Here is a 23467-nt window from a genome sequence, read left to right as displayed (position 1 = left end):
GTTCAACAGTGAGCTATCGTGCCGTCAAGTCTTTGTAGACCATTCGTGCAGTGCGAACGGCTCGCTCATGGCGACGTGCCTGAGTGCGGCGGCCGGGTAGTCGATGGTGTCGGCGGGCAGCTCCTCCAGCGGCCACCAGCCCAGCTCCGCGCACTTGCCGGGCTCCGCGTTGTACGGCTCGCCGGTCCACTTCCGCGCCACGAAGAACAGGCCGACCCGCTCGGGCGCCCGGTGCATCACGTGGGCGAAGGCCAGGTCGCCCGGCTCGATGACGACGCCCACCTCCTCGCGGGCCTCCCTGCAGGCCGCATCGACCACGGACTCGCCCTCCTCCAGGTGCCCGGAGGGCAGGTGCCACATGCCGTCGCCGTAGCCGGTGCCGGCGCGCCTGCCCAGCAGGACCCGGCCGTCGCGGACGAGCAGCACGTGGACGTCCACGATCACCCGGAAGCGCTGCTTGACCGGGCGGCGGTCGAGCGCCTGGACCCACTTGACGGCCACCGCCGCCACCTGGATCAACTCGGCCCGCAGCCGTCCGGGATCGGCCTCGGCGAAGGCCTCGAGCACCTCTTCGTGCAGCACGTCGCGCCAGGTCAGCTCGCCGGCCGCGTACGCCTCGCCCACCTGCCGCTTGGCGGCGTCGGCGGCGGCCGCCGTGCCGTCGCCTCCCGTGCCGTCGGGGAACTCCTGCACGCCCCAGCGCGCGTCCTGCGCCGCCCGCTCAGCGGCCACGTCGCCCAGCACCCTCGCCAGTCCTTGGTCGGTCATGACACCCGAGTCTGCCGGTCGCCGCCGACAGTTCGCAGTACATGATCGCGGAACGAGCGGACCACGGGCGTGAGCCGGTCCGCGGCGGGCCAGCTCAGCCCGATCTGCCGGTAGACCGGGGGCTCCAGCGGCACGTCCACCACGCCGGGGGATCGCACGGCGCCGACGTGGGGCAGCAGCGCCACCCCGAACCCGGCGGCGACCAGCCCACGCACGGTCTCCGACTCCTGGCTCTCGAAGGCGATCCTGGGCTCGAATCCCGCCTCGGCGCACAGGTCGTCGATGATCTGCCGCAGGCCGTAGCCGTGTTCCAGCGTGACCAGGTCCTCGCCCTCCAGGTCGGCCAGCCGTACCCGGTCGCGCGTGGCCAGGCGGTGGCCGCGCGGGACGGACAGGCGCAGCTCCTGCTCGGCCAGCGGGGCGGCGGCCAGTGCCAGATCGTCGTCCGGGGGCGGCGCGACGAGCACCAGGTCGAGCTCGCCGTCGCGCAGGCGCTCCAGCATGTCCTGCCGGGAGCCCTGCACGAGCGTGAAGCGCACGCCGGGGTTGCGCTCGCGGAAGCCGCGGATCAGCGACGGCACCAGCGCCCGCCCGAGCAGGTGCAGGAACCCCAGCACGACGCGGCCGCTGCCGGGGTCGATCTCCTCGCGCACCTCCCGAACGCCGCCCGCGACGACGGACATCGCGCGCGAGGCCGAATCGGCCAGCGCCTTGCCCGCCCTGGTCAGCCGGACGCCGCGGCCGTCGGGCAGCACCAGCGGCGCCCCGACGACCTCGGCGAGCGCCGCCAGGCGGCGGCTGGCGGTCGGCTGCGGGATGCCGAGCAGCTCGGCCGCGCGGGTGACGTGGCCGGTCTCGCCGACGGCGGCCAGCAGCGCCAGTGCGGGCGCCAGCTTGGCCGTGACCTGGTATTCATACGTCACAGCATGAATTATCGCATATACCCGCATTGGACGTATTTGTTAGCCGAGCTTAGCTTTTGCAGAGTGGTTGCCCTCGAAGTCGACACCCGGCGGGTGAGCGTGGCGGTCGCCGCGGCCGGCGTGTCCACCTTTGCCCTGCTGTACGCGCCCCAGCCGGTCCTGCCCCAGCTGGCCGCGTCCTACGGCCTCGATCCCGGCCGCGCGTCGCTGGCGGTGGGCGTGGCCACGACCGCGCTGGCGGTGGCCGTGCTGCCGGTGGCGGCGCTGTCGGAGCGGGTGGACCGGCGGCTGGTGATCGTCTGCTCGGTGCTCGCTTCGGCGCTGCTCGGCCTGCTGCTGCCGTTCGCGCCCTCGTATCCTGCGCTGCTGGTGCTGCGGGCCCTGCAGGGCGTGGCGATCGCCGGCTTCCCCGGCGTCGCGGCCGCCTACCTCGCCGACCAGCTCGGCCCGGTACGGCTGGCCTCCGCGGTGGGCGCCATGATCGCCGGGAACTCGGTGGGCGGCATGCTGGGCCGCCTCGGCGTCGGCTTCGCGGCTGGTCCCCTGGGCTGGCGCGGCGCGCTGGTGCTGGTCGCGGCCGTGGCGCTGGCCTTCGCCTGCTTCACCGCCATCACCCTGCCCGCCACCCTTCCCGTACGGCACGCCCCGCCGGAGCCCGAGCGGCGGGAGGCGGGCGCGCGTGCCTGGGCGCGGCTGGCGGCGCCGTACACCGTGGGGGTGCTCGGCATGGGCGCGTTCGTGGCGATCTACAACGCGGCCGGGTTCCGGCTCACCGCCACCCCGTTCGAACTGACGCCTGCCGCGGCGTCGATGGTGTTCCTGGCCTACGCCACCGGCACCGCGTCATCGGCGGCGGCCGGCCGCCTGGTGGCCCGCCTCGGCCGGGCCAGAGCGCTGGTCGTGGCGCTGCTGGCGACGGCGGCGGGCACCGCGCTGACGCTTTCCCTGGCGCTGCCCGCTGTGGTGGCCGGCTTCGCCGTGCTGACCGCCGGGTTCTTCGCCGCGCACGCGGTGGCGAACGCGTGGGTGGCGGCCGAGGCGCCGCCGGGGGCGCGCGGGCGCGCCGCGGGCCTGTACACGCTGCTGTACTACCTGGGCAGCGGTGCGGGCGGCACGATCGGCACCGCCGTGTACGGCCGCTTCGGCTGGTCGTGGCTGATCGCGCTGTCCGCCTCCTGGCTGCTCGCGGGCGTGGTCGCGGTCCTGGCCACCGCCCGCTCGTCCCGCCTGGCCGGCTGAGCGGTCGGTACACCGCCCGGCTCTCCCTCCGAGCCATGGAGGCGTCCGGTAACCGTACCTCCATGCAGCGGTGTGGGGCATTGCCACCGCGGCCGGGCGGGCATAGGGGTGACTCAGCGGCCGCGCATGACAGCGCGGTCCCCTTCCAGTTCCAGTCGCCCCACGGAGAGATGGATCCCATGGCGACACTTCCCATGCTTCGCCGCCGACGAAAGCCGGCTGTGGAACCCGCAGGCCCGCCTGTCCCTCCCCAGCGACGAGGAGGCCGTCGAGCAAGCCATCAAGATCGCGCGCGAGCACCGACTGCTGCCGGAGTTCAGGCAGGACGAGCCGTTCCGGGTGGGCAGGCCCACCGTGGGCGGCACCAAGCTGGCGCTGCAGACCTCGGGACGCCGCGAGGATCACGCGCTTGACGTGCAGGTGAACTTCCCATCGAGATCGGGAACTTCCCGGTCGTAGGCGGCGGTGGATCGGCGGGTCGCTGGCTCAGCAGGACGCGCAGGGCTTCGTCGACGGGCTGGCGGCCGACGGCTGGCTGGTCAACTTCAACTGGGGTGAGGCCAACGCCTGGGAGTCCGACTGGCGGCGCAACGACGACATCTGGGTCGACGAGGGCGCCAAGCTGACCACGTACGCCAAGCAGGGGACGCCCTTGCTGAGCGCGTGGCTGCGCACCGGGCAGGAGACGCAGCCGAGCACGAACGGCGCGGGGGCGCCTGACGGGCCGACCGTCTGGGTGGGCGGCATGTGGGTGGCGCGCAACGGCGCCGACCCGTCCGGCGACCACCTGTGGGGGCACGGCTCCGTGTCCGCCGACCCGACGTCGCCGACGACGCTCGCGGCGATGTGGACGACCTGTTAGGGCCCTCCGGGGTCGACCATCTCGGCGTCCGCCCAGAAGGGGGCCAGCTCGTCCCCGACCCGCCCCGCCCGGACTCACTGCCGCCGTCGCGTCCATCGAACAGCACCTGGACCAGCGAATGGCACAGGCCCGCCTCCCCGCAGCATGAAACGCCGTTCAACTGTCAAAGTCCTCGTCACCAAGGTGCCCTGGCGCCGTCAGGAGGGGCGGGCGTTGTGGAGGGCCGAGGCGGTGGCGATCTTGTGGGCGCGGGCCGCCTCCTCGATCACGTCCGCGTCCGCCCCGGACTCGATGAGTTCGAGCAGGTGGTCGTGCTCCTCCACCGACTTGCGCGCCCGCCCTGGCACGTACGTGAAGCTGGAGCGCCGCATGTGGTCCAGCCGCGCCCACTCCGACTCCAGCAGCGCGTTGAGGTGCTCATCGGGGCAGTGCCGGTACAGCGAGAAGTGGAACTCCCTGTTGAGCGCCGTGAACGACGTCGGGTCGAACTCCTCCAGTGCCGACTTCATCCGCGCGTTGATCTCACGCGTCTCCTGAATCTGCGCGGCGTTCATGCGCGGTGCGCAGATCGCCGTGGCGTAACCCTCCAGCCGCGCCAGCACGTTCAGCGTGTGCTCGACCTGTACTGAGTCGAACACCGCGACCCGGGCGCCGATGTTGCGCACCACCTCGACCAACCCGTCGGACTGCAGGCGCCGTACGGCCTCGCGCAGCGGGATCGTGCTCACACCCGTCTCACGCGCGAGCTGGTCCATGACCAGGCGGTAGCCGGGCCCGTAGGTGCCGTCGAGGATGCGGGAGCGCAGCAGCTCGTAGCTGATCTCAGCCTTGGAGCCCCCTATGGCCCGCTTCTTCGTGGTGCTCACCAAAACCTCCGCAGGAAACCCGGCACTTCGGTGCGGGTAAGAATCCGGACCCGGTTGGAGATGGCTCGTGGCGAACAGCTCGCCGTTGACGTTCAGATATGATTTTCGATCGTATCTGACAGCGGGATCGTGAAGTCCACGACCACCTGGCCGGTGCCCGTCGAGCCGAGATACGGGCAGTGCTGCTCACCCATCCCGGTGTGGAAGCGCCAGCCGAGCAGGCCGAAGAGCATCGCCGTGTCGGCCATCGCGCCCTCGCCCGTGCACCGCTGGTTGTAGTCGGGCAGCAGGTCGAGGAACTCGGCGGTTTCTCCTGGATGGAGGAGTAGATGTTGCACCCGATCGGCAGGATCCGGATGTCGGACTCGGCGTTCATGAAGTACATCGGCACCAGCGTCGCGTATTCCAGGCCGAGGTCGCGGTAGTCGTACACCAGGGCCTTCTGCCCGCCGGCGACGATCTCCTGCCTGACCAGCTCGGCCAGGTCGGGGTCGCCCGGGTAGTCGTACTCCAGGTCGTGGATGAAGTGCGGCAGCTCGTGGCTGGCGAAGGAGCCGCGGTGGCGGCGCCTGCCGTTCAGGTGGAAGCCGATGCTGTTCATCCAGTGGGTGTCGGCGATCAGGAACGTGTCGGCTCCGCGCTCCCGTGCCCTGCGGCCGATCTCGGTGAGCGCCAGCTCGGCCGGCCTGCGGATGCCGAAGTGCTTTCCCGGCTGGATGGACAGCCAGATCGACGGCACGTGTGTGATCTTGGCGGCGAGGACGAGCTCACCCATCAGGCGCCTCCCAGGTGCGTCCAGACGCCCGTGACCTCGGTGTGGGCGTCGATGGCGTACGGTCCCATCTCGCGTCCCCAGCTGGTGGCCGCGTCGGGGACGTGGATCATGTTGATGAAGACGGCTCCGGCGCGGATGCCGGCGGCCAGCCGGTGCGCGGTGGACAGGTCGTCGGTCCAGATCGAGGCGGCCAGGCCGTACTCCAGCCCGTTGGCCCGCCCGGCGATCTCGTCCGGGTCGTCGTAGGCGAGCACCGGGATGACCGTGCCGAAGACCTCCTCGCGGGCGATGGCCATCTCGTCGGTGACGTCGCCGAACATGGTCGGCTCATCACCCCGTGGAACACTCCGCGACCTCCGCACGCCCTTCGGTGGCGTCAAATCCAGCGGCCTCGGCCGCGAGGGCGGCCGCCACAGCATCGACGTCTACACCGAACCCCACGTCATCCACATGGCCACCGACCCCCTCCCCACCTGACCCCCCAACCACCGCACGAGGCCACCGGCCTCCTGCTGCGTGCGTGGTCACAGCGGGCGATTGAGATACTCCGGCCATGGATACGAGTGCGAGGGCGGACGGGGTGGCGCCGGGGATCGAGTCGGGTCGGCCCGTGGAATGGGTGCTGCGTTCTGCTGAGCCGGCGGATGTCGGGGCGATCGCGGAGCTGCGGGCAACGGTGATGCGTCCGGACCTGGAGCGGTTGGGACGGTTCGACGAGCATCGGGTCCGGCAGCGGCTGCGGGATTCCTTCTCCTCGCAGTACACGTCGGTCATCGTGGCCGATGGCGCCTTCGCGGGGTGCGTCACTGTGCGCCCGGCCGAGGACGGGCGGTGGCTGGAGCATTTCTATCTCGCTCCTGGCCTCCAGGGCCGGGGGCTCGGATCGGCTGTCCTGCGAACGCTGTTGAAGCAGATCGACGCCGACGGCGTGCTCGTCCGCCTGAATGTCCTGCAGGGCAGCGCGGCCCGGCGACTGTACGAGCGCCACGGGTTCATCGTGGAGCTTCAGGACCCCATCGACGTCTACATGGTGCGACAGCCGGGTGCGAGTCCCCGGTAGCTCCCATTAGGTGAAGGGGAGGGTGGGGAGGTCTACGGCGGTGGCGCCGCCGTCTGCCACCACTACCGAGCCGGTCATGATGGCGCTTTCGTCCGAGGCCAGGAAGAGGCAGATCGCGGCGATCTCCTCGGGGGTGGCGGGGCGGCGGAGAGGGACGTCCTTGGTGACGAGGGCGTAGGCCTCCTCCCGGGTGATGCCGTCGCGTTCGACGAGGAAGTCCATCTGGTCGTCGGCCATGGGCGTGATGACCCAGCCGGGGCACAGGCAGTTCGCGCGGACGCCTGAGGGGCCGTAGTCGCGGGCGATCGAGCGGGTGAGGCCGATGAGGGCGTGCTTGGTGGTGACATATCCGGATACGGCGGGGCCGGCGGCGAGGCCGGCGATCGAGGAGACGATGACGATGCCGCCCCGGGCGTCGATCAGCGCCGGGAGCGCCTCGCGGCAGGTCACGAAGCAGGTGTTGAGGTTGGCGTGCAGGGCCTCCTGCCAGGACTCGTCACCGGTGTCCGCGACGGCCTCCCCGCCGTGACCTCCCGCGTTGGCCACCAGGACGTCCAGCCGTCCGAAGCGCTCCAGGCAGGCGGCGACGGCCGCGCGTGCCTGCCCCGTGACGGCCATGTCGGCGGCGAACGTCGCGACGACAGGCCATGAAGCGCCCGCATTGACCGCGGTCGCTTTCTCGATTTCGAGCGCCACCTCTTCCAGAGGCCCGGGACGGCGGCCGGTCAGGAAGACCTGGGCGCCCTCGGCGGCGAAGCGGTGGGCCGTGGCGGCACCGATGCCCGTGCCCGCGCCGGTGATGAGCGCGACCTTGCCGTGGAGCCTCATCGGCACTCCTCCTTTGCAATAGAAAATATATGACTTCATAGACGACTTCATGGAGGAAGGTGGCACCATGAGCGATCGCCCCGCAGGGTGGAACGTCGACGGCGGCGACGTGATCGTGGTCGTCGGCACGTACAGGGCGACGGGCAGGTACATGCGCGCCCGCTTCGCCCACGTGTGGCACCTGGAGGACGGCGTCGCCCGCCGTTTCGAGCAGTTCACGGACACGGCCCTGGTCAGGGAGGCGCTCTAGCACGAGACCCGGCGCATCACCTCGCGGCAGAACTCGCCGACCTTCGCCGGGTCGTCGATGAACTGGGAGGGCTTGATGCAGAAGGTGGTGTATCCCTCGGCCATGCGCTGAGGGATGTGCTCCAGCGCGGCCTCCAGAGGCGCACACGAGTCACTGTCCGGAAATTTCGCGCGAGTTCCTCCAACGAGCTCTATTTCCGACAGAGTCCGTCCGTGCGCGGTCAGCCCGGAAGCCAGCGCCCGCATGTCGGCGGCACCCGGATACCCGAGGGGATTGAAGCCGCTCCCCCACCGCACCAGCCGCCGCAGCAGGTGCGAGCTCATGCCCGCGCCGCCGAACCAGAGCACGGGCCCGGTCGGCCGATACGCCTTCGGCTCGAAGTAGACGTCCTTGAAGGAATAGAACGCGCCGTCGTAGGACACCGGCGACGGCCCCCACAGCAGGGACCAGATCTCCAGATGCTCATCAAGCAGCCGCCCCCGATCGGCGAAGGACACCCCCAAGGCGGCGTACTCGTCCCGGCTCCAGCTCACCGTGGGCAGCACGATCAGCCGCCCTTCAGAGAGCAGGTCCAGGGTCCCGAGCTCGCGGGCGAGCACCAGCGGATGCCGCAGCGGCGCCAGCACCCCCGCCGCCGCCAGGCGCAGCCGGGAGGTGACCGAGGCGATGGCCGCCAGCAGCGTGAGCGAGTGCGGCCACGGCGTGAACGGATCCTGGTTGCCGGGCAGGGCGTACTCGCGCGGATTGGCCATCCGCCCGGCGGCTCCGGCGTCGGGCCCCAGCACGACGTGCTCGCTGATCATCACGGAATCGAACCCGGCGTGCTCCGCCTCCCGCGCCCAGCGCACCAGCGCGGGGAGATCGCGGGTCATCGTCCAGTTCTCGGACAGCACGAGCTGCATACGTGGTATCGGCACAACAAATTCGTATCCAAACGACCAGCCTATGTACAGTCCTTGCCGTATGTCGTTCGGAACCGTACGATCGAACAAAGGGCTCGCGCCATGATCGCTTCTAGGGCATCAGCCGTAGCACATACGGAGTGAACCGTTCGGTCCCATACGATGTATCAGTGACCGGACACCACACGCTGCGGCAGACCGAGGAGGCCATCGGCCGGCGGCTCGGCGAGATGAACATCGACTTCGAGGCCATGTGGGCGGTCTCGCACATCTACCGGGCCTCCTCCGCGATCCGCAACCATCTGGAGCGGACGGTGCTGCGCGACACCGGGCTGACCTGGACCGGGTTCGTCGTGATGTGGGTGGTGTGGATCTGGGGCGAGAGCGAGACCAGGCACGTGGCCGCCGAGGCGGGCATCTCCAAGGGCACGCTGACCGGCGTGGTGAAGACCCTGGAGTCCTACCGCTACCTGCGCCGATCCACTCACTCGACGGACCGGCGGCGGGTCATGCTGTCGCTCACCGCGACCGGGGAGCGGCTGATGCGGGACCTGTTCCCCGACTTCAACCGGCAGGAGGCCTTCGTGGTCAAGGAGCTCGACGGCGAGCAGCGGCGCGAGCTGGCGGCCTCGCTGCGCCGCGTGCTCGAGCACCTGGAGAGCGTCGACCGCTGAGTCAACGTCCTGGTGTTCGGCACGGCAGCTCTTTGATGCCGTTGACGAAGTTCGACCGAACCCGCCGCACCTCGCCGGCCAGCTGGATCCCCTGCACCCGCGGCAGCAGTTCCTCGAACAGGACCCGCAGCTCCAGCTTGGCCAGGCCGGCACCGAGGCAGTAGTGCGGGCCGCCCTTGCCGAAGGCCAGGTGGTCGTTGCGCGGGCGCGTCACGTCGAACCGGTAGGGGTCGGGGAAGACGCGCTCGTCCCTGTTGCCCGAGGCGAACCACATGACCACCTTGTCGCCGCGCCTGATCGTCCTGCCGTGCATGACGACGTCGCGGGTGGCGGTGCGGCGGAAGTGGTAGACGGGCGAGGCCCAGCGCAGGAACTCCTCCACCGCCGTCGGCATCAGGGACGGGTCCCGGCGCAGGAGGTCTGCCTGGCCGGGGTGGTCGATGAGGGCCAGCATGGCGTGCGAGATCGCGTGCCTGGTCGTCTCGTTGCCCGCCACGACCAGCAGCAGGAAGTAGTTGTCGAAGTCGCGCTCCGACAGCGGGATGCCGTCCAGCGGGGTCTGGTTGACCAGCTTGCTGACCAGGTCCGTGCCGTCGCCGCCGCGCCGCTGCCTGGCGAGCCGCCTGCCGTACTCGAAGACCTCGAGCGAGGCGGGGCTGCGGAAGGGCAGGTCCCGGTACTGCTCGGAATCGGAGAGCTTGTCCGGGTTGGTGTTCTCGATGATCTGGTTGCCCCAGTCGATCAGCTGCTGGGTGTCGGAGAGGCCGAGCATCCGGGCCAGCACGTTGATCGGGAAGTCCGCCGCGATCTCCCGCACGAAGTCGAATTTGTCCTGATTTTTCAGCCTATCGACGGTGAGGGCGGCCAGGCCGCGGAGGAAGACCTCGTAGCCGGCCACGGCCTTGGGAGTGAAGTCCCGCTGCAGCAGGCGACGCAGCGCCAGGTGCCGCCGCCCGTCGGTCTCCAGCATCGAGCGCCTGATCTCCGCCTGCCGCGCGTCCACCTCCTCCAGGTTCGTGAACCCCTCGGAGGTGAACGTCTCCGGGTCGCTCGCCACGGCCACGATGTCGGCGTGCCGGGTGACCGACCAGAAGCCGCTGCCATGCTCGCCCTCGTCCTGCCAGTGCAGCGGATCTTCGGCCCGCAGCACGTCGAAGGTGCGCCACGGCGTGACGCCGTCCAGGAAGTTCGCGGGGTCGGCCAGGTCACAGATGGTAGGCGTACTCACGGAACTCCCAATCGGTGACGTAACGGGAGAAGCGCTGCACCTCATCCCGCTTGTAGGCGAGGAACGCCGCCGTGAACTCCTTGCCCAGCACCCCGGTCAGCTCGGTGTCGGCCTCCAGGGCGTCCAGCGCGGCGGGCAGCGACATCGGCAGCACCGCCGCCCTGGCCGGGTCGTAGCCGTAGCCGTCGAGGGGCTCCGGCGGCTCAGCTTTGTCCCTGATGCCCAGATACACGACCGCGAGCAGGCCCGCGATGCCGAGGTAGGGATTGGCGGAGGCGTCGCCCAGCCGTACCTCCAGCCGGGTCGCGGCGCCGCGCTCGGGCGGCACCCGCAGCATGGCGCTGCGATTGTCCAGCCCCCAGTCGTTCAGCCAGGGGGCCAGGCTGTCGGGGCCGAACCGCTTGTAGGAGTTGATCGTCGGGTTGAGCAGCGCCGCCAGCGCGGGCGCGTGCGCGATCACGCCGCCGATGGCGTGCATGGCCTGCTCGGACAGCTGGTACGGCGCGGCCGCGTCGGCGAACACGTTGACCCCGTCGGGCCCCTCGCACGACAGGTGGACGTGGAAGCCCGAGCCGCCCTCATCGTTGAAGGGCCTGGCCATGAACGTGGCGTTCAGCCCGTCGGCCCTGGCCAGCTCCTTGACGGCCGTCTTCAGCCGGAACGCCCGGTCAGCGGCGTCCAGCGGCTCGCCGTGGCGCAGGTTGATCTCGAACTGACCGGGGCTGAACTCGTGGTTGCCCATCGTGACACCGAGCCACTTCAGCGACCGCATGGTCCGCAGCAGGTGCCCGGACTTGTCACCCTTGTTGCCGACGATGTAGGCGTTGCCCGGTCCGCCGTCGTAGCGGGAGCCGTCGGGCTCCAACAGGAAGTACTCCAGCTCGGGCCCGACCACCCCGGCCAGCCCCAGCTCGGCCAGCCGGGCGATGGCGGCCCTGAGCACGGCCCTGGGCTCCTCCAGGAACGGCCGCCCGCCGGGCAGGTAGGCGTCGCCCAGACAGTGCGCGACGCCTGGCTCCCACGGAAGCTCCTTCACCGTGGCTAAGTCCGGTTTTATCGTGATATCGGGAAGCCCGCGGTCGAGGCCGCCGGGCACCGGGACCACGTCCGCCTGGGGCGAGGTGTAGTAGGCCGCCTGGCAGAACGACAGCCCGTGCTCGGCCACTTCGGGAAGGGAGTCGAGCAGGACGTCCTTGCCGCGTTCGACGCCGATGAGGTCGGGGTAGCAGATCCTCACGACGTCCACGCCCGCCTGCCGCAGGCGCTCGACGGTGTCCGCGCTCACCGGCATCTCCTCTCATTTGGCCACAAACATTACGCAGGCATATAGCCGCGAACAACCCCCTCCGCATATCGTAAGGATCCAAATGAACTGGAGAGGTTGTGCACGGTTTCTTCACCCCCAAGTCGGCGACGGGCCGCGCATCGCTGATCCCCCCGCCACCGTGGCACTACTCGGGCGACCTGCTCACCGTCGAGTACAGGACCGACCCCGCCAGAGTGGCCGAGCTGCTGCCGCCGCCACTCGGTTTGGCCCCTGACGATCCCGGCGCGGTCGCGATCATCTGGGCCGACTGGCAGTCCTGCTCGGACTCGGGTGAGGAGCTCCTCGACCCGGTGCGCGCGCAGTACAAGGAGTGCTTCGTCGTGATCCGCTGCTCCTACCGGGACCGCGTGTACTCCAGGTGCGTCTACATCTGGGTGGACAAGGACTTCGCGCTGGTGCGCGGGCTGCACCAGGGCTATCCGAAGAAGCTCGGCTCGATCCACCTGACCCGCCCGCACCCCTACGGCCAGGCCGCCCCACGCCTGGCCGCGGGCGGCGCGCTCGGCGCCACGCTGGCCGCCGCCGACCGGCGCCTGGCCCAGGCGGTGGTACGGCTGAGCGGCCCGAGCCCGCACAACGGGTTCGTCAACGCCCACCCGATGGCCCACCACCGCTGGCTGCCGTCGATCGCCCCTGGCGGGGGGCTGGCGCTGGACGAGCTGATCTCCAGCGGGGCGGAGTCGTTCGAGGGCGGGCAGGCCTGGGCGGGACAGGCCACGCTCGAGCTGTTCGAGGCGCCCACCGAGGAGCTGGCGGCGCTGACCGTGGAGGAGGTCGTCGGCGGCTACTACCGGCAGCTAGGGGTGACGTGGAACGGCGGCGCGCTGCTGGAGTCGGGCACCAGCGAAGCGGAGGGCTCATGAACGTCGACCACTGGATAGGCGGCGAGCGCGTGCCCTCCGCCGAACGCTTCGAGGACCACTCCCCCATCGACGGCAGCGTGCTCGCCCACGTGGCCAGGGGCGGCATTGACGAGGCCGCGTTGGCGGTCAGGGCGGCGGCGGACGCGTTCCCCGCCTGGGCGCGGACCTCGCGCGAGGAGCGGGCTCGGCTGCTGCACGCCATCGCCGACGGGGTCGAGCGCCGCACGCGGGAGCTGGCCATGGTGGAGACCACCGACAACGGCGCGCTGCTGCGCTCGCACTTGCGCGGCGTCATGCCGAGGGTGGCGCACAACTTCCGCTTCTTCGCCGACTGGCTGCTCGGGCTGGGGCGCGACGACTTCGACACCCGCGGGCACGCCAACCACGTCAGCTGGGATCCGGCCGGCGTCGCCGTACTGATCACGCCGTGGAACGCGCCGTTGATGCTGGCCACGTGGAAGATCGCGCCGGCCCTGGCGGCGGGGAACACGGTGGTGCTCAAGCCCGCCGAGTGGAGCCCGCTGACCGCCTCGCTGCTGGCGGACATCACGGCCGAGGCGGGCCTGCCGGACGGGGTCTTCAACGTGGTCCAGGGATACGGCGCCGAGGTCGGGCCGTCGCTGACCGGGCACCCCGGGGTGCGCAGGATCAGCTTCACCGGCTCGGTCGCCACGGCCAGGACGATCGCCGCCTCGGCCGCGCCCAACCTCACCCCGCTGTCGCTCGAGCTGGGCGGCAAGTCGCCGCTGCTGGTGTTCGCGGACAGCGACCTGGACCTGGCCGCCGACCTGGCCGTGGAGCAGTACGACAACGCCGGGCAGGTGTGCCTGGCCGCCGTCCGCCTGCTGGTCGAGGAGTCCGTGGCCGCGGACTTCCAGGAACGCTTCCTGGCCAGGGCGTCCGCGCTGCGCCAGGGCGACCCGCGCGATCCGGACACCGACCTCGGCCCGCAGATCCACCCCCGCCAGTTCGACAAGATCGACGCCTTCGTACGGCGTGCCGTCGCGGAAGGCGCCTCCCCGGTGCTCGGCGGCGGCCCCAACCGGGACCTCGGCGGCCTCTACTACCAACCGACACTGCTGACCGGCACCAAGCCCGGCAGCGAGATCCTCACTGAGGAGGTCTTCGGTCCCGTGCTGACGCTGCAGACGTTCGCCGACGAGGAGGAGGCGGTCGCGATGGCCAACTCCACCGACTACGGCCTGGCCGCCACCCTGGTCACCGGTTCTCCCGCGCGGGCCGAGCGCGTCTCCGCCTGCCTGGTGGCGGGCACGGTCTGGGTGAACTGCTTCTTCGTCCGCGACCTGCGGGCCCCCTTCGGCGGCGCCCGCCGGTCGGGGGTCGGCCGCGAGGGCGGCGACTGGAGCTTCGACTTCTACTGCGACGTCAAGAACACCGTGAGCGCGCCATGGGCGAGGTGATCGGGGCGGGCCTGCTGGCCCACGTGCCCACGATCGTGCTGCCGGAGCAGACCCGGCGGGAGCTGAACGAGGGCCGCGAGATCAGCCTGGTCACCGGGCTGCGCCGGCTGCGGGCCGAGGTGTTCGACTCCGGCTCCTACGACACGGTGGTCGTGCTGGACTCGCACTGGGCCACGACCGTCGAGTTCGTGGTGGCCGCCCAGGCGCGCAGGGCCGGGCTGTTCACCTCCGACGAGCTGCCGCGCGGGATGTGCCGCATGCCGTACGACTTCCCGGGGGATCCTGGGCTGGCGCGGATGATCGAGGCGCGGGCCGAGCGGCACGGGACGTGGATCACCGCGATCGACGACCCCTACCTGCCGGTCCACTACGCGACGGTCAACCTGTGGACCTACCTGGGCGTGCCGGAGCGGCCGTGGCTGTCGATCGGGGTGTGCCAGACGGGCGACGCGGAGGACCACCTGCGGCTGGGGCGGGCGCTCGGGGAGGCGATCCGCGACAGCGACCGGCGGGTGCTGCTGATCGCCTCGGGGGCGATGTCGCACACGTTCTGGCCGCTACGGGAGCTGCGCGCGCACGAGTCCTCCGACCCGGCGCACATCCGCACGCCGCAGGCCCGCGCGGCAGACCTGGAGCGGATCGCCTGGCTGGAGGCCGGGGACCACGCGCGGGTGCTGGCCACCATGCCGGAGTTCATGAAGTACCGCCCCGAGGCGGGCTTCGGGCACTACCTCATGATGCTGGGGGCGCTTGGCGAGGAGTCGTGCATGGCGCGCGGGCGGCTGTTCGGCTCCTACGAGAACTCCGTCGGAACCGGGCAGGCCCACCTGTGGTTCGACCGCCCGGAGGGCGGCTTCCCCGCGCCGAAGGAGACCCATGCCTGAGTACCGCAGGATCCTGCTCGACGGCGCCGTCACTCCGATGCGGCGCGAAGGTGACGTGCTCGTCGGCGGTGACGGCCGGACCGTTGCCGTGGACGAGGCCGTGCACCTGCCGCCCTGCGAGCCCACCAAGATCGTCGCGGTGCATCTGAACCACCGCAGCCGGGTTTCGGAGTTCCAGGCTCGCCTGCCCGCGGCGCCCACGTATTTCCACAAGCCCACGTCTTCGCTGAACGCCCACGGGGGCGCGGTGGTTCGGCCGGCAGGGTGCTCCTACCTCAACTACGAGGGCGAGGTGGCGATCGTCATCGGCCGTACGGCACGCGGCATCACACCCGCCGAGGCGGGCGCGTACATCGCCGGGTACACCATCGGCAACGACTTCGGCCTGCACGACTTCCGCGACACGGACGCCGGGTCGATGCTGCGGGTCAAGGGCTCCGACACGCTGTGCCCGCTGGGTCCCGGGCTGGTGGACGACTGGGACTTCCGCGGCAGGCGCATCAGAACCTACGTCAACGGCGTCGTGGCCCAGGACGGCTCGACGGACGAGATGACCTGGGACATGCACTACCTGGTCGCCGACATCGCCCGCACCATCACCCTCAACCCCGGCGACGTCCTGCTGTCGGGAACCCCGGCCAACTCCCGCCCCGTCGAGCCTGGCGACGTGGTGCAGGTGGAGGTCGAGGGCCTGGGCACCCTCACCAACCACGTGGTCGAGGGCCCCACCCCCATCCCCCAGGAGTACGGCGCCCAGCCGACCGCCTCGGAGCAGGTCCTCTCCACCGCCCTCGGCGGCGACTGGGAACACCGCGGCATCCGCCCACCCCACTGAAAAGACCCTCGCCATCGCCCGGGCGCTCTTGACTCTGAACGCCCGCCCAAGACCGTGCCCAGGTGGTTGCTCCCCGGGAGCCCACCCTGATGAAAGGACCTCGCTATCGCTCGGGCGCTCTTGACTTTTAACGCCCACCCGAGACCGTGGCCAGGTGGATGCCCCTCGGGAGCCCACCCCCGGGTCCGTGACCGCGCTTCGCGAAAGGCCGTCCTGGCGACGGCCGCCGTCAAGCGTCCGGCAGGGATGTACGACAAAGTGCGCACCACCCTCTATCAGGGCCGGATCACCCTGGGCGAACTGTACAAGGTGAACCCCGAGGTCCGGATCCCGCTCAACACCAGACCTACCGGTAAGTACGCGAAGCTCCCGGTGGAGTGGCGGCTGTGGCTCGGCCAGGACCAGCTCGTACGCCGATGCCGGAGCTCCTACGACGAACCGGTCGTCGCTCCGGGCCTCGTGGACGGCGACGAGCGGTTCCGGACCGTTGATGACATCCGGCTGTCGAGGTGGGGAATGAAGGCGGACATCCGGCCTCCTCGTGAGGATCAAGTGGCGACCTACGCAGACCTGTAGGTACTTCCACCCCGTGGAGAGGGATTAGCCGATAAAAGATCCTTGCACGACCTTCAGATCGACTCCGGCGGCCAGTATCAGCGAGGCGGCCCCATGGCGGAGTCGTGCAGCCGCACGGGCGGCCTGCCCTGCACCGGCTCCCAATGGTGGCCGGGCCGACCGGCCTACCTCACCGCCTGGTCGGAGCTTGCTCGCTGACGGGCTGCCGCAGCTGCGTGGCGAGCCGGTGGCACGTCAGTGTCCGGGAAAGTGCGTCAGGGAGTTGAGGACCGGGACGAGGTAGTGCTCCTCGCGGTCGAGGTGGGTGAGGAGTTCGACCGACAGGCGTTCCAGATCCGCGTGGAAGTCGGGGGCGGAGGGGGTTGCGGCGAGTTTGCGGAGGTCGGTCAGGAGGGTCGCCATGGTGCGGTGGTCGGAGGCTAGACGGTCCAGCACCTCGGACAGTTCGGGATGTTCCTGGGCCAGGAAGGGGAAGATCGACTGGTCCTCGGTGGTGTGGTGGGCGTCCAGTGCCTCGCAGAAGGACAGACAGTGGCTGTGGAGCCGTTCGGGCAGGACGAGCGGGTCGAGGTTGTCGCCGTCGGCGGGGAGCTGTGATGCTTCCTTGCGCAGGGCGGCGATGTCGCGGCGGAGATCGTCGTGAAGGGCGATCAGATGGTCGCCGAAGGCGGTCAGTCGGGAGTGGTCGGCGGTGGTGGCGGTGTGCGGCTGGTTGGGCATCGGAGGGTTCCTCACGCTGTCGGCGGGTTTGGTTTCGGTTACTCGTAGGGTCCAAAGACCAGGAGATACCGGGGTTTTCGGCTCTGTAGCGGTTTGAAGGGATCGGCCGCCCGGTGTCCCCGCGACGACTCGACCGCTCATGGGATGCGCGACAAGATCGCATGCCGGCGAGGTCGTCCGCGTGGACCGGGAACGATACGACTTCGGAGGCGGCCGGGTCGGGCGTCCGTGGTGGAGCCGACGATCCTATTCCCGGGTCGGCCCACCGGCTGTGTCGATCAACCCGCAGTCATCTCGTCCGTGGCGGCAACGATGTCCAACACAAACCGGCAGGCCGAAACCCGTCACCCGGAGAGTGCCTCTCGGAGGAACTCGAGGATCTCCGCCCCCGCGGCCTTCGCCTGCGGCACCACCCCCGGCATGCTGAGGAACGCGTGACCCACTCCGGGGTATTCGGTGAGCCTGGCGGGCGTCCCGGCCGCTCGCAGTCGTTCGGCGTAAGCGCGGCCGTGATCGGCCAGCGGATCAGCGGTCGGCACCACCACGAGCGCTGGGGCCAGCCCGTTCAGGTCGTCGGCATACAGCGGCGACAGTGCACGAGGATCGGTTCCCGGTGGAACAGCGAACCGGTGGAACAGCCGCAGCACCGGCACGGTGAGGGTGGGGGTGTGCGCGTGCTCGGTGAACGAGGCGTGGTCGAACATCGTCTCGGTCACATCGACAGCGGGGTTGACCAGCACCTGCGCCTTGAGGTGCAGGCCGGCCGCTTTGGCCCGGATCGCGGCCAGGGCGCTGATCAACGCGCCGCAGCTCTCGCCGAAGACCGCGGTCCGCCCCGGGTCGACACCCCACTGCGCGGCGTGCTGCCCCACGTGCCGGAGCACGTCCCAGGCGTCGTCCACGGCCGCCGACAGCGGAGTCTCCGGGTCGAGGAGGCGGTGCTCGACGGAGACGACGACCGCGGGCAGCTGGGCGGCGAGGTGGCTGTTGACCCAGTCGCACTGCACCGCTGTACCCACGAACCCGCCTCCGTGCACGTGGAGCACGAGTGGCAGGTCGTCGCGCCCATGCGACGGCCGGTACACCCGGACCTGAAGCTCGCGGCCGGGCAGCGCCACCTCCTGCCACTGGATCGCGGCGCCGGGATCCGGAAACCCGGTGATCGCCCGGGCCTCAGGGGACGCCCGCCTGCGGTTCTCCGCGTCGCGGTACGCGACCAGTTCCTCGGCCGTCATCGCCAACCAGTCCGGCTCCCCTCCCGGGGCCTGCCGCCACGACTCCGTATTGGTGACCTCGCTCATGTCTTCTCCTCGTCAGACAGTTTCACTACCGGAGGTATCGATACTCAAGGTAGCGGAAATGGGTATCGTGTAGGTATGACATCGGCCACATCCGCCAGACCACCCGGTCGCCCGCGCTCCGGCGTCAACGACGTGGTCTTCGCCGCGACGCTGAGCACGGTCCAGGAGCTCGGCTACGCGCGTGCCACCGTCGACCGCATCGCCGCCGCGGCCGGCGTCGCGAAGACGACGATCTACCGTCGCTGGCCGTCCAAGGGCGCGCTGATCGTGGACTGCCTCCTGGACGCGTTCGGCCCGGTGCCGCTGGAGGGCACCAGCCGGGCCGAGCTCATGTCTTCGGCCATCCACTGGATCGCAGCGAAGATCAGCGAGCCGGGGGTGGGCGACGCGTTCGCAGGTGTGTTCAGTGACGCCGTCAGCGATCCGGCCCTGCGCGAGGTGCTGTCCACGCGCTTGCAGGACCCGTACCGGCTCACGCTCCAGGAAGCGCTCGGCGAGCCGGAGAACCGGGTCCTGTTCTTCATCGACGCCGTCGTCGGAACCCTGCTCCACCGGATGGGCATGACCGGCGAGCCGATGGTCGACGCCGACGTCGCCGCACTGGTCGAGATGGTTCTGCTGCACTTCGACGACGGTGCCGGTCTGACCTAGACCTCGCGGCTTCCGTTCGACCAGGTCGACGGCCTGGCCTGCCCGGCCCGCCCGGTGAAGGCGACACCACTCGCCGACGTGGGCGTCACCCTGGCCACCACCGTAAACCCCGACGGGGTAGTACGGGACGCTCTGGATCACATGACCATCGAGCAGGCGATCGAGCCGCCTCAATCCACCTCCGCCGGAGCGTTGCCATGACCACGCCCACGGAAACGTGGCGGGGCAGCACCATGCTGCGACCCGGCTGGCTCGCCTTCGCCGGCTCTGTGGGCACCACCGACGCCCACGCCCACGCCGCGGTGCAGGTCCCCATCGTGACCGCGGGGCACGTCGAACTGTCCGACGCCCACGGCACCCGCCGACCGTTCCGGACCGCGGTCATCCCCACCCGCACCCCGCACGCCGTGCATGGCGATGCCGACGCCATTGCCACCATGCTCTATCTCGACTCGGACAGCGCTCCAGCCCGCCGCCTGGCAGACGAGCTCTCCGGCGCCCCGCGCGGACGACTGGATCGCCGCCGCCCATGACATGCTGCCGCCATCTCCTCAAACGCAAACGCCGGCGGCGCTCGTCGAGGGCTGGAGCGCTTCCCCCGCTCGATGTAACCCCGGGCTGACAGCCGCCATGGAGGTACTGCCACGGATGCTCCCCGGCCCGGTCCGGCTCACCGACCTTGCCACGGCGGTTGGTCTATCCGGCACCGGCTCAACCCTGTGGAGTCATTGGTTTGCCCGTCGCGGGCGGAGCATGGCGGGGGACGCGGCGTTTCTGGCTCATGGACCGGGTGTCTGGGCCGCACCGACACGCTTGCTGTTGCGGATGACGGGTGCGCTCTCCAACTGGCGGATTCCCGGCAGGCTTCCTATTCCGCGCTCAAGGAAGTCGTACAGTGCATCCACATCGCGGCAGGCGACGAAGACCAGTAGGTTGGTCGGGCCGGTGGTGGCGGCGGCGAAGGCCACATCGGGATGCGCGGCGATGGCCTCGGCTGTCGGGCGCATCTGGGCCGGATCAGCGGTCAGCCAGAGTATGGCTAGCGTCTCGAATCCCAGCAGCACCGGATCGATGTCCACGTCGAAGAAGAGCGCGCCGCGCCGGCGTAGCTGCGCCAGTCTTCGTTTGGCCGTCATCTCCGACCAGCCGGTCGCTTTGGCGATATCGGGGTAGGTTGTGCGGCCGTCGCGGGCCAGGATGGCCAGCAGCTGTTCGTCGCCTTCCTGCAGGAAGACCTGTTCCAGTGAGTGGTGGGGTGGTTCGGGGGCGAGGGCACCGACCTGATCGGGGGTGAGCGAGTCGGCTCTGCCGTGCCAGCCGGACGGACCGCCTGCGAACGTGCGTAGCAGGCAGTGCGCCGTGACACCGGTAACTCGCGGTGTCCTGGGCAGTTGTCCGAGCAGCAGCGCGTCGCGTTCGTGGGCACTGCGCGCCCGAGTGACACAGACGATCTCTGTACCGCCGGAGGTGAGGCAGACCCAGGAGGTGTCCGGCCTGCGAGCCAGTGCGTCGGCGACGGGCACCGCCGCGTCGGGTGTCGCCTGGATCCGGACGAACCACTCCACCCAGCCCAGCCGTCGAGCGTTCGGCAGGCCGACCACCTTGAGTGATCCGGCAGACCGAAGTCTGCGATAACGCCGTGCGACCGTCTGATCGGACACGCTCAACACCGACGCGATGCGGCTGAAGGGCGCGCGCCCGTCGATGTGCAGTGCGTGGACGATCGAGCGGTCGAGCTCGTCCAGGACCAGGGAACTCACCCGCGTCAGGGTAATCGGACCCTAGGCGAAGTGCCTGACGTGCGGGAACGATGGCCAGCCGGGCGAGGCAGTGTGGACGAAGTCCGTCCAGGCCCGCTGCACCTCCTCCATCAGCCGCCGTAAGTCGGTGGGGTCAGCGCCGGCCAGCATCGGTGCTGCATGCCAGGCGCTCAGGTCGCCGAACACGAAGGGCAGTTCGATGCAGTGGCAGGCGCCGAACGCGCTGCCGGGCGACGACCAATCGAACTGGTAGGCGAAGGACGAACGGGCCTGCTGGGCCAGTTGCAGACTGCCGTCGCCGAAGAGCCGCCCGGTCACATCCGCCGGGGCGCCGGGGAAGAACGCCCAGGCCTCCTCGCGTGTGGTGCCGATCAGCATGGGCATGTCGCCAGAGGCCTCGGCGAGCAGGTCGGCGGGCACGCCGCTGTCGGCGACCAGTTGGAAGGGTGGGGTCACCGTGAACGGCGCAGCCATGCGCCGTGCGAGCTCTCCTTGGGCGGCCAGCAGGCGGGAGACCGGCAGGGTCCGCAGTTGCCCCGCTTCGTCGGGGTGCAGGCCGAGGATCTCCAGTAGACGTCGGCCGATCTCGGTCGCCTCCCGCTGGCCGTACGGTCGGACCCCGGTCGGCGTGCTCTGCATGATGACCTGCTGGAACAGGCCGGCACCGGCCGGATGGCCCAACAGTGCGAGCGCGGACAGCGCCCCGGCGGACTGACCGGCCAGCGTGACGCGACCGGGGTCGCCGCCGAACGCGGCGATGTTCTCCAGTACCCAGCCCAACGCGGCGATCTGGTCGAGCAGGCCGAGGTTGGCCGGGCCGAACTCCGGCGACAGGTACAGATATCCCAGGGCGCCCAGCCGGTAGTTGACCGTGACGACCACCATCCGGCCGCGCTCGGCCAGCAGGGCGCCGTTGTACCAGGCTTCCGCGCCCGAACCGCTGGAGAAACCGCCACCGTGCAGCCAGACCAGCACCGGCAGCCCGGCGCCGCCCGGAGTCCAGACGTTCAGGGACAGGCAGTCCTCATCCTGGACGAGACCGCTGCCCGGCCCCATGACCCGTTCCAACCGGGAGGAATGCTGCGGGGCCGCCTGACCCGGCCGATCGGCGTCCCGCACCCCCTCCCAGGCGGGAGCCTGTCGCGGCGCGGCGAATCGCCCGGCGCTGCCGTACGGGATACCGAGAAACGCCGTGACCGTTCCGGTGGAAACACCGCGCAGTGCGCCGGCGGGCGCATGAACAAGGATGGTCATCTTTCAGACCTCCAGAAAGGCGATTGCCGCACCGCAGGCCTCGCGGGCACCGACGAAGAACCCGCCCGACAGCTCGCGGACGGTGAAGCCGTTGCCTTCCACCAGGGCACGGGCTGTACTGACGTTCTTGACAGCGACGGCCTGCCCTGCAAGGTACGGCAGCGCGGGCACCGGCTCGCCGGGCAGGACCTCCCCGAAAGCGGAGACCGCGACGATCTCCATCTGACCCACCGTGAGGGGAAGGATGTGGCGGAGCCCCTCGGCGACCGGCCCGGTGCCCAGGGTGCGAGCGTAGCGGGCGACGGTGGCCTCCAGTTCGGCGTCATCCACCACCAGCAGCACACTGTGCAGGTGGGTGGCGCCATTGGCGTGCTCCAGGTAGCGGGGCTGGTGGATCAGTTCGGGCGTCAGGTGGCGCGCTATGTGGATCAGGCCTTCCGGGGTGAGCGCGCGGTCGAGGTGAACCGCCTGGAACCGCGCCGTCGCCACACCGTCAGGGGTCTCCACGTCCCGTTGCAACGGCAGCACCCCGGACGACGACAACCCTGTCTCGCGCAGCCGCTTCTCGACGGTCTCGGCGTCGCCGCAGCCGAACGAACACCCGTGCAGGCCCTCGTACTGGGCGATCAGCGGGCGGATGTTCCACGGGTCGACCGAGCCATCCCCGAACAGACCGAGCAGCTCCAGGTACGTCCGGCCAAACAGGGCACACCGGTTGCCGGCCCCCATCGGCTTACGCTCGCTGCCGGGGCGATCGGAGCCCATATGCATGGACAGTGGGCTGAGCGTGAAGCCAAGCCGCTCGTACGTCCGCGCGGTGGTGTCCATGTCGGTGGTGTAGAGAACGGAGTGGTCGATCCTGTCGATGTCGCGATCGGTCATGCCTCACAGACTGCTTTTGAGCTGGAGTTCATTCCAGCTACCGAGATCTGAATGATGGATTCCGACATATCACGACATGCAGTGTTGGAATCCATCGCAGACCATGCGCTTGTTGTCGCGCTTCGAGTTCGTCAGGGCGTCTGGAATTCGGTGGCATCGGAGGCTCCGGAGATGGCCCGCGGCTGCCGGCCTGTCGGACGCCACGATCAGCTCCGAGGTGATACACATCGAGCAGGCCCGGGCCGATCCCGAAACCCGCCAGGACGACCGCGGGCAACGGCGAAGCGGCGCACCACGCTGATGGCGTTGGCGGTGTCCCAGCGGGCCCGGTTCAGCAGCCGCAGGGTGGGGGCAGGCGAGCGGTCCCCATCGTGCTCGGCGATCGTCCATCCGTTGCGTTTGGGCAGGTCGGACATGACGGCACGGATGTACTTGGCGGCCTGCAGGCGGGGCTCGACCCGGGCGAACATCGGTGCCGGCTCGGCGAGCAACTCGTCGGTGTTCCGTTGCACGCGCCGGGCCTCTAGTGCCGCATCAGGCAATGTTTGCCTCGTTGTGATGTGACGCGCCGTCCGGCGGATGCTCTGGACGGCGCGTGTGCGCCAAGCTGTGCGGATG

General features: G+C 70.1%; 29 protein-coding genes and 1 pseudogene. 14 read left to right on the top strand and 16 right to left on the bottom strand.

What is annotated here, in order from left to right:
- Window positions 1-24: 24 nt before the first annotated feature.
- Window positions 25-768 carry an NUDIX domain-containing protein gene (locus ACIBHX_RS44405; RefSeq protein ID WP_397074021.1) on the bottom strand — a complete coding sequence of 248 codons (744 nt, stop codon included), beginning with the start codon at window positions 766-768 and terminating at the stop codon, window positions 25-27.
- Window positions 765-1691, bottom strand: coding sequence for a LysR substrate-binding domain-containing protein (locus ACIBHX_RS44400; protein WP_397074019.1), 927 nt, complete (start codon window positions 1689-1691; stop codon window positions 765-767). Before ACIBHX_RS44400 ends, ACIBHX_RS44405 begins: the two co-directional genes overlap by 4 nt.
- A gap of 63 nt (window positions 1692-1754) precedes the next feature.
- On the opposite strand from ACIBHX_RS44400, the gene ACIBHX_RS44395 reads away from it, so the two are divergent.
- From ACIBHX_RS44395 to ACIBHX_RS44385, 3 genes are all read left to right on the top strand, one after another.
- Window positions 1755-2930 carry an MFS transporter gene (locus ACIBHX_RS44395; RefSeq protein WP_397074017.1) on the top strand — a complete coding sequence of 392 codons (1176 nt, stop codon included), beginning with the start codon at window positions 1755-1757 and terminating at the stop codon, window positions 2928-2930.
- Between the two features lie 126 nt (window positions 2931-3056).
- Window positions 3057-3389, top strand: a complete 333-nt coding sequence (locus ACIBHX_RS44390) for a hypothetical protein (protein WP_397074015.1) — start codon at window positions 3057-3059, stop codon at window positions 3387-3389.
- Window positions 3390-3399: 10 nt separating this feature from the next.
- On the top strand, window positions 3400-3792 hold the full coding sequence (locus ACIBHX_RS44385) for a DUF6345 domain-containing protein (RefSeq protein ID WP_397074184.1): 393 nt from the start codon (window positions 3400-3402) through the stop codon (window positions 3790-3792).
- 197 nt (window positions 3793-3989) lie between these two features.
- Here ACIBHX_RS44385 and ACIBHX_RS44380 read toward each other — a convergent pair whose 3' ends face one another.
- The 4 genes and pseudogenes from ACIBHX_RS44380 to ACIBHX_RS44365 form a co-directional block, all read right to left on the bottom strand.
- Complete coding sequence (locus ACIBHX_RS44380; protein ID WP_397074013.1) at window positions 3990-4658, bottom strand: GntR family transcriptional regulator; 669 nt, start codon at window positions 4656-4658, stop codon at window positions 3990-3992.
- Between the two features lie 92 nt (window positions 4659-4750).
- The gene (locus tag ACIBHX_RS44375) at window positions 4751-4996 is read right to left on the bottom strand and encodes a hypothetical protein (RefSeq protein ID WP_397074189.1); all 246 of its coding nucleotides are present in this window, start codon (window positions 4994-4996) and stop codon (window positions 4751-4753) included.
- Between the two features lie 56 nt (window positions 4997-5052).
- Window positions 5053-5433, bottom strand: a pseudogene (locus tag ACIBHX_RS44370) (3,4-dihydroxyphenylacetate 2,3-dioxygenase); the annotation flags it as partial.
- Window positions 5433-5753 carry an aldehyde dehydrogenase family protein gene (locus tag ACIBHX_RS44365; protein WP_397074012.1) on the bottom strand — a complete coding sequence of 107 codons (321 nt, stop codon included), beginning with the start codon at window positions 5751-5753 and terminating at the stop codon, window positions 5433-5435. The gene ACIBHX_RS44365 and the pseudogene ACIBHX_RS44370, both read right to left, overlap by 1 nt.
- Between ACIBHX_RS44365 and ACIBHX_RS44360 the strand changes: the two genes are divergently transcribed.
- Together ACIBHX_RS44360 and ACIBHX_RS44355 are read left to right on the top strand one after the other, a co-directional pair.
- A complete protein-coding gene (locus ACIBHX_RS44360) occupies window positions 5737-5910 on the top strand; it encodes an aldehyde dehydrogenase family protein (protein ID WP_397074010.1) in 174 nt (57 codons plus the stop codon). The genes ACIBHX_RS44365 and ACIBHX_RS44360 overlap by 17 nt on opposite strands.
- Window positions 5911-5986: 76 nt before the next feature.
- Window positions 5987-6493: a GNAT family N-acetyltransferase gene (locus ACIBHX_RS44355; RefSeq protein WP_397074009.1), complete on the top strand. Its 507-nt coding sequence runs from the start codon at window positions 5987-5989 to the stop codon at window positions 6491-6493.
- A gap of 6 nt (window positions 6494-6499) precedes the next feature.
- Here ACIBHX_RS44355 and ACIBHX_RS44350 read toward each other — a convergent pair whose 3' ends face one another.
- Complete coding sequence (locus ACIBHX_RS44350; RefSeq protein WP_397074007.1) at window positions 6500-7321, bottom strand: SDR family NAD(P)-dependent oxidoreductase; 822 nt, start codon at window positions 7319-7321, stop codon at window positions 6500-6502.
- A 67-nt stretch (window positions 7322-7388) separates the two neighbouring features.
- Here ACIBHX_RS44350 and ACIBHX_RS44345 point away from each other — a divergent pair, with 67 nt between their 5' ends.
- Complete coding sequence (locus ACIBHX_RS44345; protein WP_397074005.1) at window positions 7389-7571, top strand: hypothetical protein; 183 nt, start codon at window positions 7389-7391, stop codon at window positions 7569-7571.
- On the opposite strand, the gene ACIBHX_RS44340 is transcribed toward ACIBHX_RS44345, so the two are convergent.
- Window positions 7568-8488 carry a TIGR03619 family F420-dependent LLM class oxidoreductase gene (locus ACIBHX_RS44340; RefSeq protein WP_397074004.1) on the bottom strand — a complete coding sequence of 307 codons (921 nt, stop codon included), beginning with the start codon at window positions 8486-8488 and terminating at the stop codon, window positions 7568-7570. The genes ACIBHX_RS44345 and ACIBHX_RS44340 overlap by 4 nt on opposite strands.
- 155 nt (window positions 8489-8643) lie before the next feature.
- On the opposite strand from ACIBHX_RS44340, the gene ACIBHX_RS44335 reads away from it, so the two are divergent.
- Window positions 8644-9147: a MarR family winged helix-turn-helix transcriptional regulator gene (locus ACIBHX_RS44335; protein ID WP_397074003.1), complete on the top strand. Its 504-nt coding sequence runs from the start codon at window positions 8644-8646 to the stop codon at window positions 9145-9147.
- A 1-nt stretch (window position 9148) separates the two neighbouring features.
- Here the strand turns inward: ACIBHX_RS44335 and ACIBHX_RS44330 are convergent, their stop codons facing one another.
- A complete protein-coding gene (locus ACIBHX_RS44330) occupies window positions 9149-10375 on the bottom strand; it encodes a cytochrome P450 (RefSeq protein ID WP_397074002.1) in 1227 nt (408 codons plus the stop codon).
- Complete coding sequence (locus ACIBHX_RS44325; RefSeq protein ID WP_397074001.1) at window positions 10353-11660, bottom strand: glutamine synthetase family protein; 1308 nt, start codon at window positions 11658-11660, stop codon at window positions 10353-10355. Before ACIBHX_RS44325 ends, ACIBHX_RS44330 begins: the two co-directional genes overlap by 23 nt.
- Before the next feature lie 98 nt (window positions 11661-11758).
- Between ACIBHX_RS44325 and ACIBHX_RS44320 the strand changes: the two genes are divergently transcribed.
- The 5 genes from ACIBHX_RS44320 to ACIBHX_RS44300 all read left to right on the top strand — a co-directional run bounded on the left by ACIBHX_RS44320 (window position 11759) and on the right by ACIBHX_RS44300 (window position 16281).
- Window positions 11759-12565, top strand: coding sequence for an acetoacetate decarboxylase family protein (locus ACIBHX_RS44320; protein WP_397074000.1), 807 nt, complete (start codon window positions 11759-11761; stop codon window positions 12563-12565).
- On the top strand, window positions 12562-13986 hold the full coding sequence (locus ACIBHX_RS44315; RefSeq protein WP_397073999.1) for an aldehyde dehydrogenase: 1425 nt from the start codon (window positions 12562-12564) through the stop codon (window positions 13984-13986). Before ACIBHX_RS44320 ends, ACIBHX_RS44315 begins: the two co-directional genes overlap by 4 nt.
- On the top strand, window positions 13974-14870 hold the full coding sequence (locus ACIBHX_RS44310) for a 3,4-dihydroxyphenylacetate 2,3-dioxygenase (protein ID WP_397073998.1): 897 nt from the start codon (window positions 13974-13976) through the stop codon (window positions 14868-14870). Before ACIBHX_RS44315 ends, ACIBHX_RS44310 begins: the two co-directional genes overlap by 13 nt.
- Window positions 14863-15705, top strand: coding sequence for a fumarylacetoacetate hydrolase family protein (locus ACIBHX_RS44305; protein ID WP_397073997.1), 843 nt, complete (start codon window positions 14863-14865; stop codon window positions 15703-15705). Before ACIBHX_RS44310 ends, ACIBHX_RS44305 begins: the two co-directional genes overlap by 8 nt.
- A 246-nt stretch (window positions 15706-15951) precedes the next feature.
- Window positions 15952-16281 (top strand): hypothetical protein, encoded by a 330-nt coding sequence (locus ACIBHX_RS44300; protein ID WP_397073995.1) that lies wholly within the window; start codon window positions 15952-15954, stop codon window positions 16279-16281.
- Between the two features lie 234 nt (window positions 16282-16515).
- Here ACIBHX_RS44300 and ACIBHX_RS44295 read toward each other — a convergent pair whose 3' ends face one another.
- Complete coding sequence (locus tag ACIBHX_RS44295) at window positions 16516-17001, bottom strand: hemerythrin domain-containing protein (protein WP_397073993.1); 486 nt, start codon at window positions 16999-17001, stop codon at window positions 16516-16518.
- 344 nt (window positions 17002-17345) lie between these two features.
- Window positions 17346-18302 (bottom strand): alpha/beta hydrolase, encoded by a 957-nt coding sequence (locus ACIBHX_RS44290; protein ID WP_397073991.1) that lies wholly within the window; start codon window positions 18300-18302, stop codon window positions 17346-17348.
- Between the two features lie 75 nt (window positions 18303-18377).
- On the opposite strand from ACIBHX_RS44290, the gene ACIBHX_RS44285 reads away from it, so the two are divergent.
- Both ACIBHX_RS44285 and ACIBHX_RS44280 read left to right on the top strand, forming a co-directional pair.
- On the top strand, window positions 18378-18953 hold the full coding sequence (locus ACIBHX_RS44285; RefSeq protein WP_397073990.1) for a TetR/AcrR family transcriptional regulator: 576 nt from the start codon (window positions 18378-18380) through the stop codon (window positions 18951-18953).
- Window positions 18954-19150: 197 nt separating this feature from the next.
- On the top strand, window positions 19151-19486 hold the full coding sequence (locus ACIBHX_RS44280; RefSeq protein WP_397073988.1) for a hypothetical protein: 336 nt from the start codon (window positions 19151-19153) through the stop codon (window positions 19484-19486).
- 246 nt (window positions 19487-19732) lie between these two features.
- On the opposite strand, the gene ACIBHX_RS44275 is transcribed toward ACIBHX_RS44280, so the two are convergent.
- The 4 genes from ACIBHX_RS44275 to ACIBHX_RS44260 all read right to left on the bottom strand — a co-directional run bounded on the left by ACIBHX_RS44275 (window position 19733) and on the right by ACIBHX_RS44260 (window position 23361).
- The gene (locus tag ACIBHX_RS44275; protein WP_397073987.1) at window positions 19733-20713 is read right to left on the bottom strand and encodes an Lrp/AsnC family transcriptional regulator; all 981 of its coding nucleotides are present in this window, start codon (window positions 20711-20713) and stop codon (window positions 19733-19735) included.
- 21 nt (window positions 20714-20734) lie between these two features.
- Entirely contained in the window at window positions 20735-21967 is a 1233-nt protein-coding gene (locus ACIBHX_RS44270; protein ID WP_397073985.1) for a carboxylesterase family protein, read from the bottom strand.
- 3 nt (window positions 21968-21970) lie between these two features.
- Complete coding sequence (locus ACIBHX_RS44265) at window positions 21971-22849, bottom strand: VOC family protein (protein WP_397073983.1); 879 nt, start codon at window positions 22847-22849, stop codon at window positions 21971-21973.
- A gap of 206 nt (window positions 22850-23055) precedes the next feature.
- Window positions 23056-23361, bottom strand: coding sequence for a hypothetical protein (locus ACIBHX_RS44260; protein WP_397073981.1), 306 nt, complete (start codon window positions 23359-23361; stop codon window positions 23056-23058).
- Between the last annotated feature and the right edge of the window lie 106 nt (window positions 23362-23467).

It is taken from the genome of Nonomuraea sp. NPDC050536 (assembly GCF_044457685.1).
Lineage (GTDB): Bacteria > Actinomycetota > Actinomycetes > Streptosporangiales > Streptosporangiaceae > Nonomuraea.
Note: the sequence above shows the minus strand (reverse complement) of the source record. Positions and strands in the feature narration are given on the sequence as shown.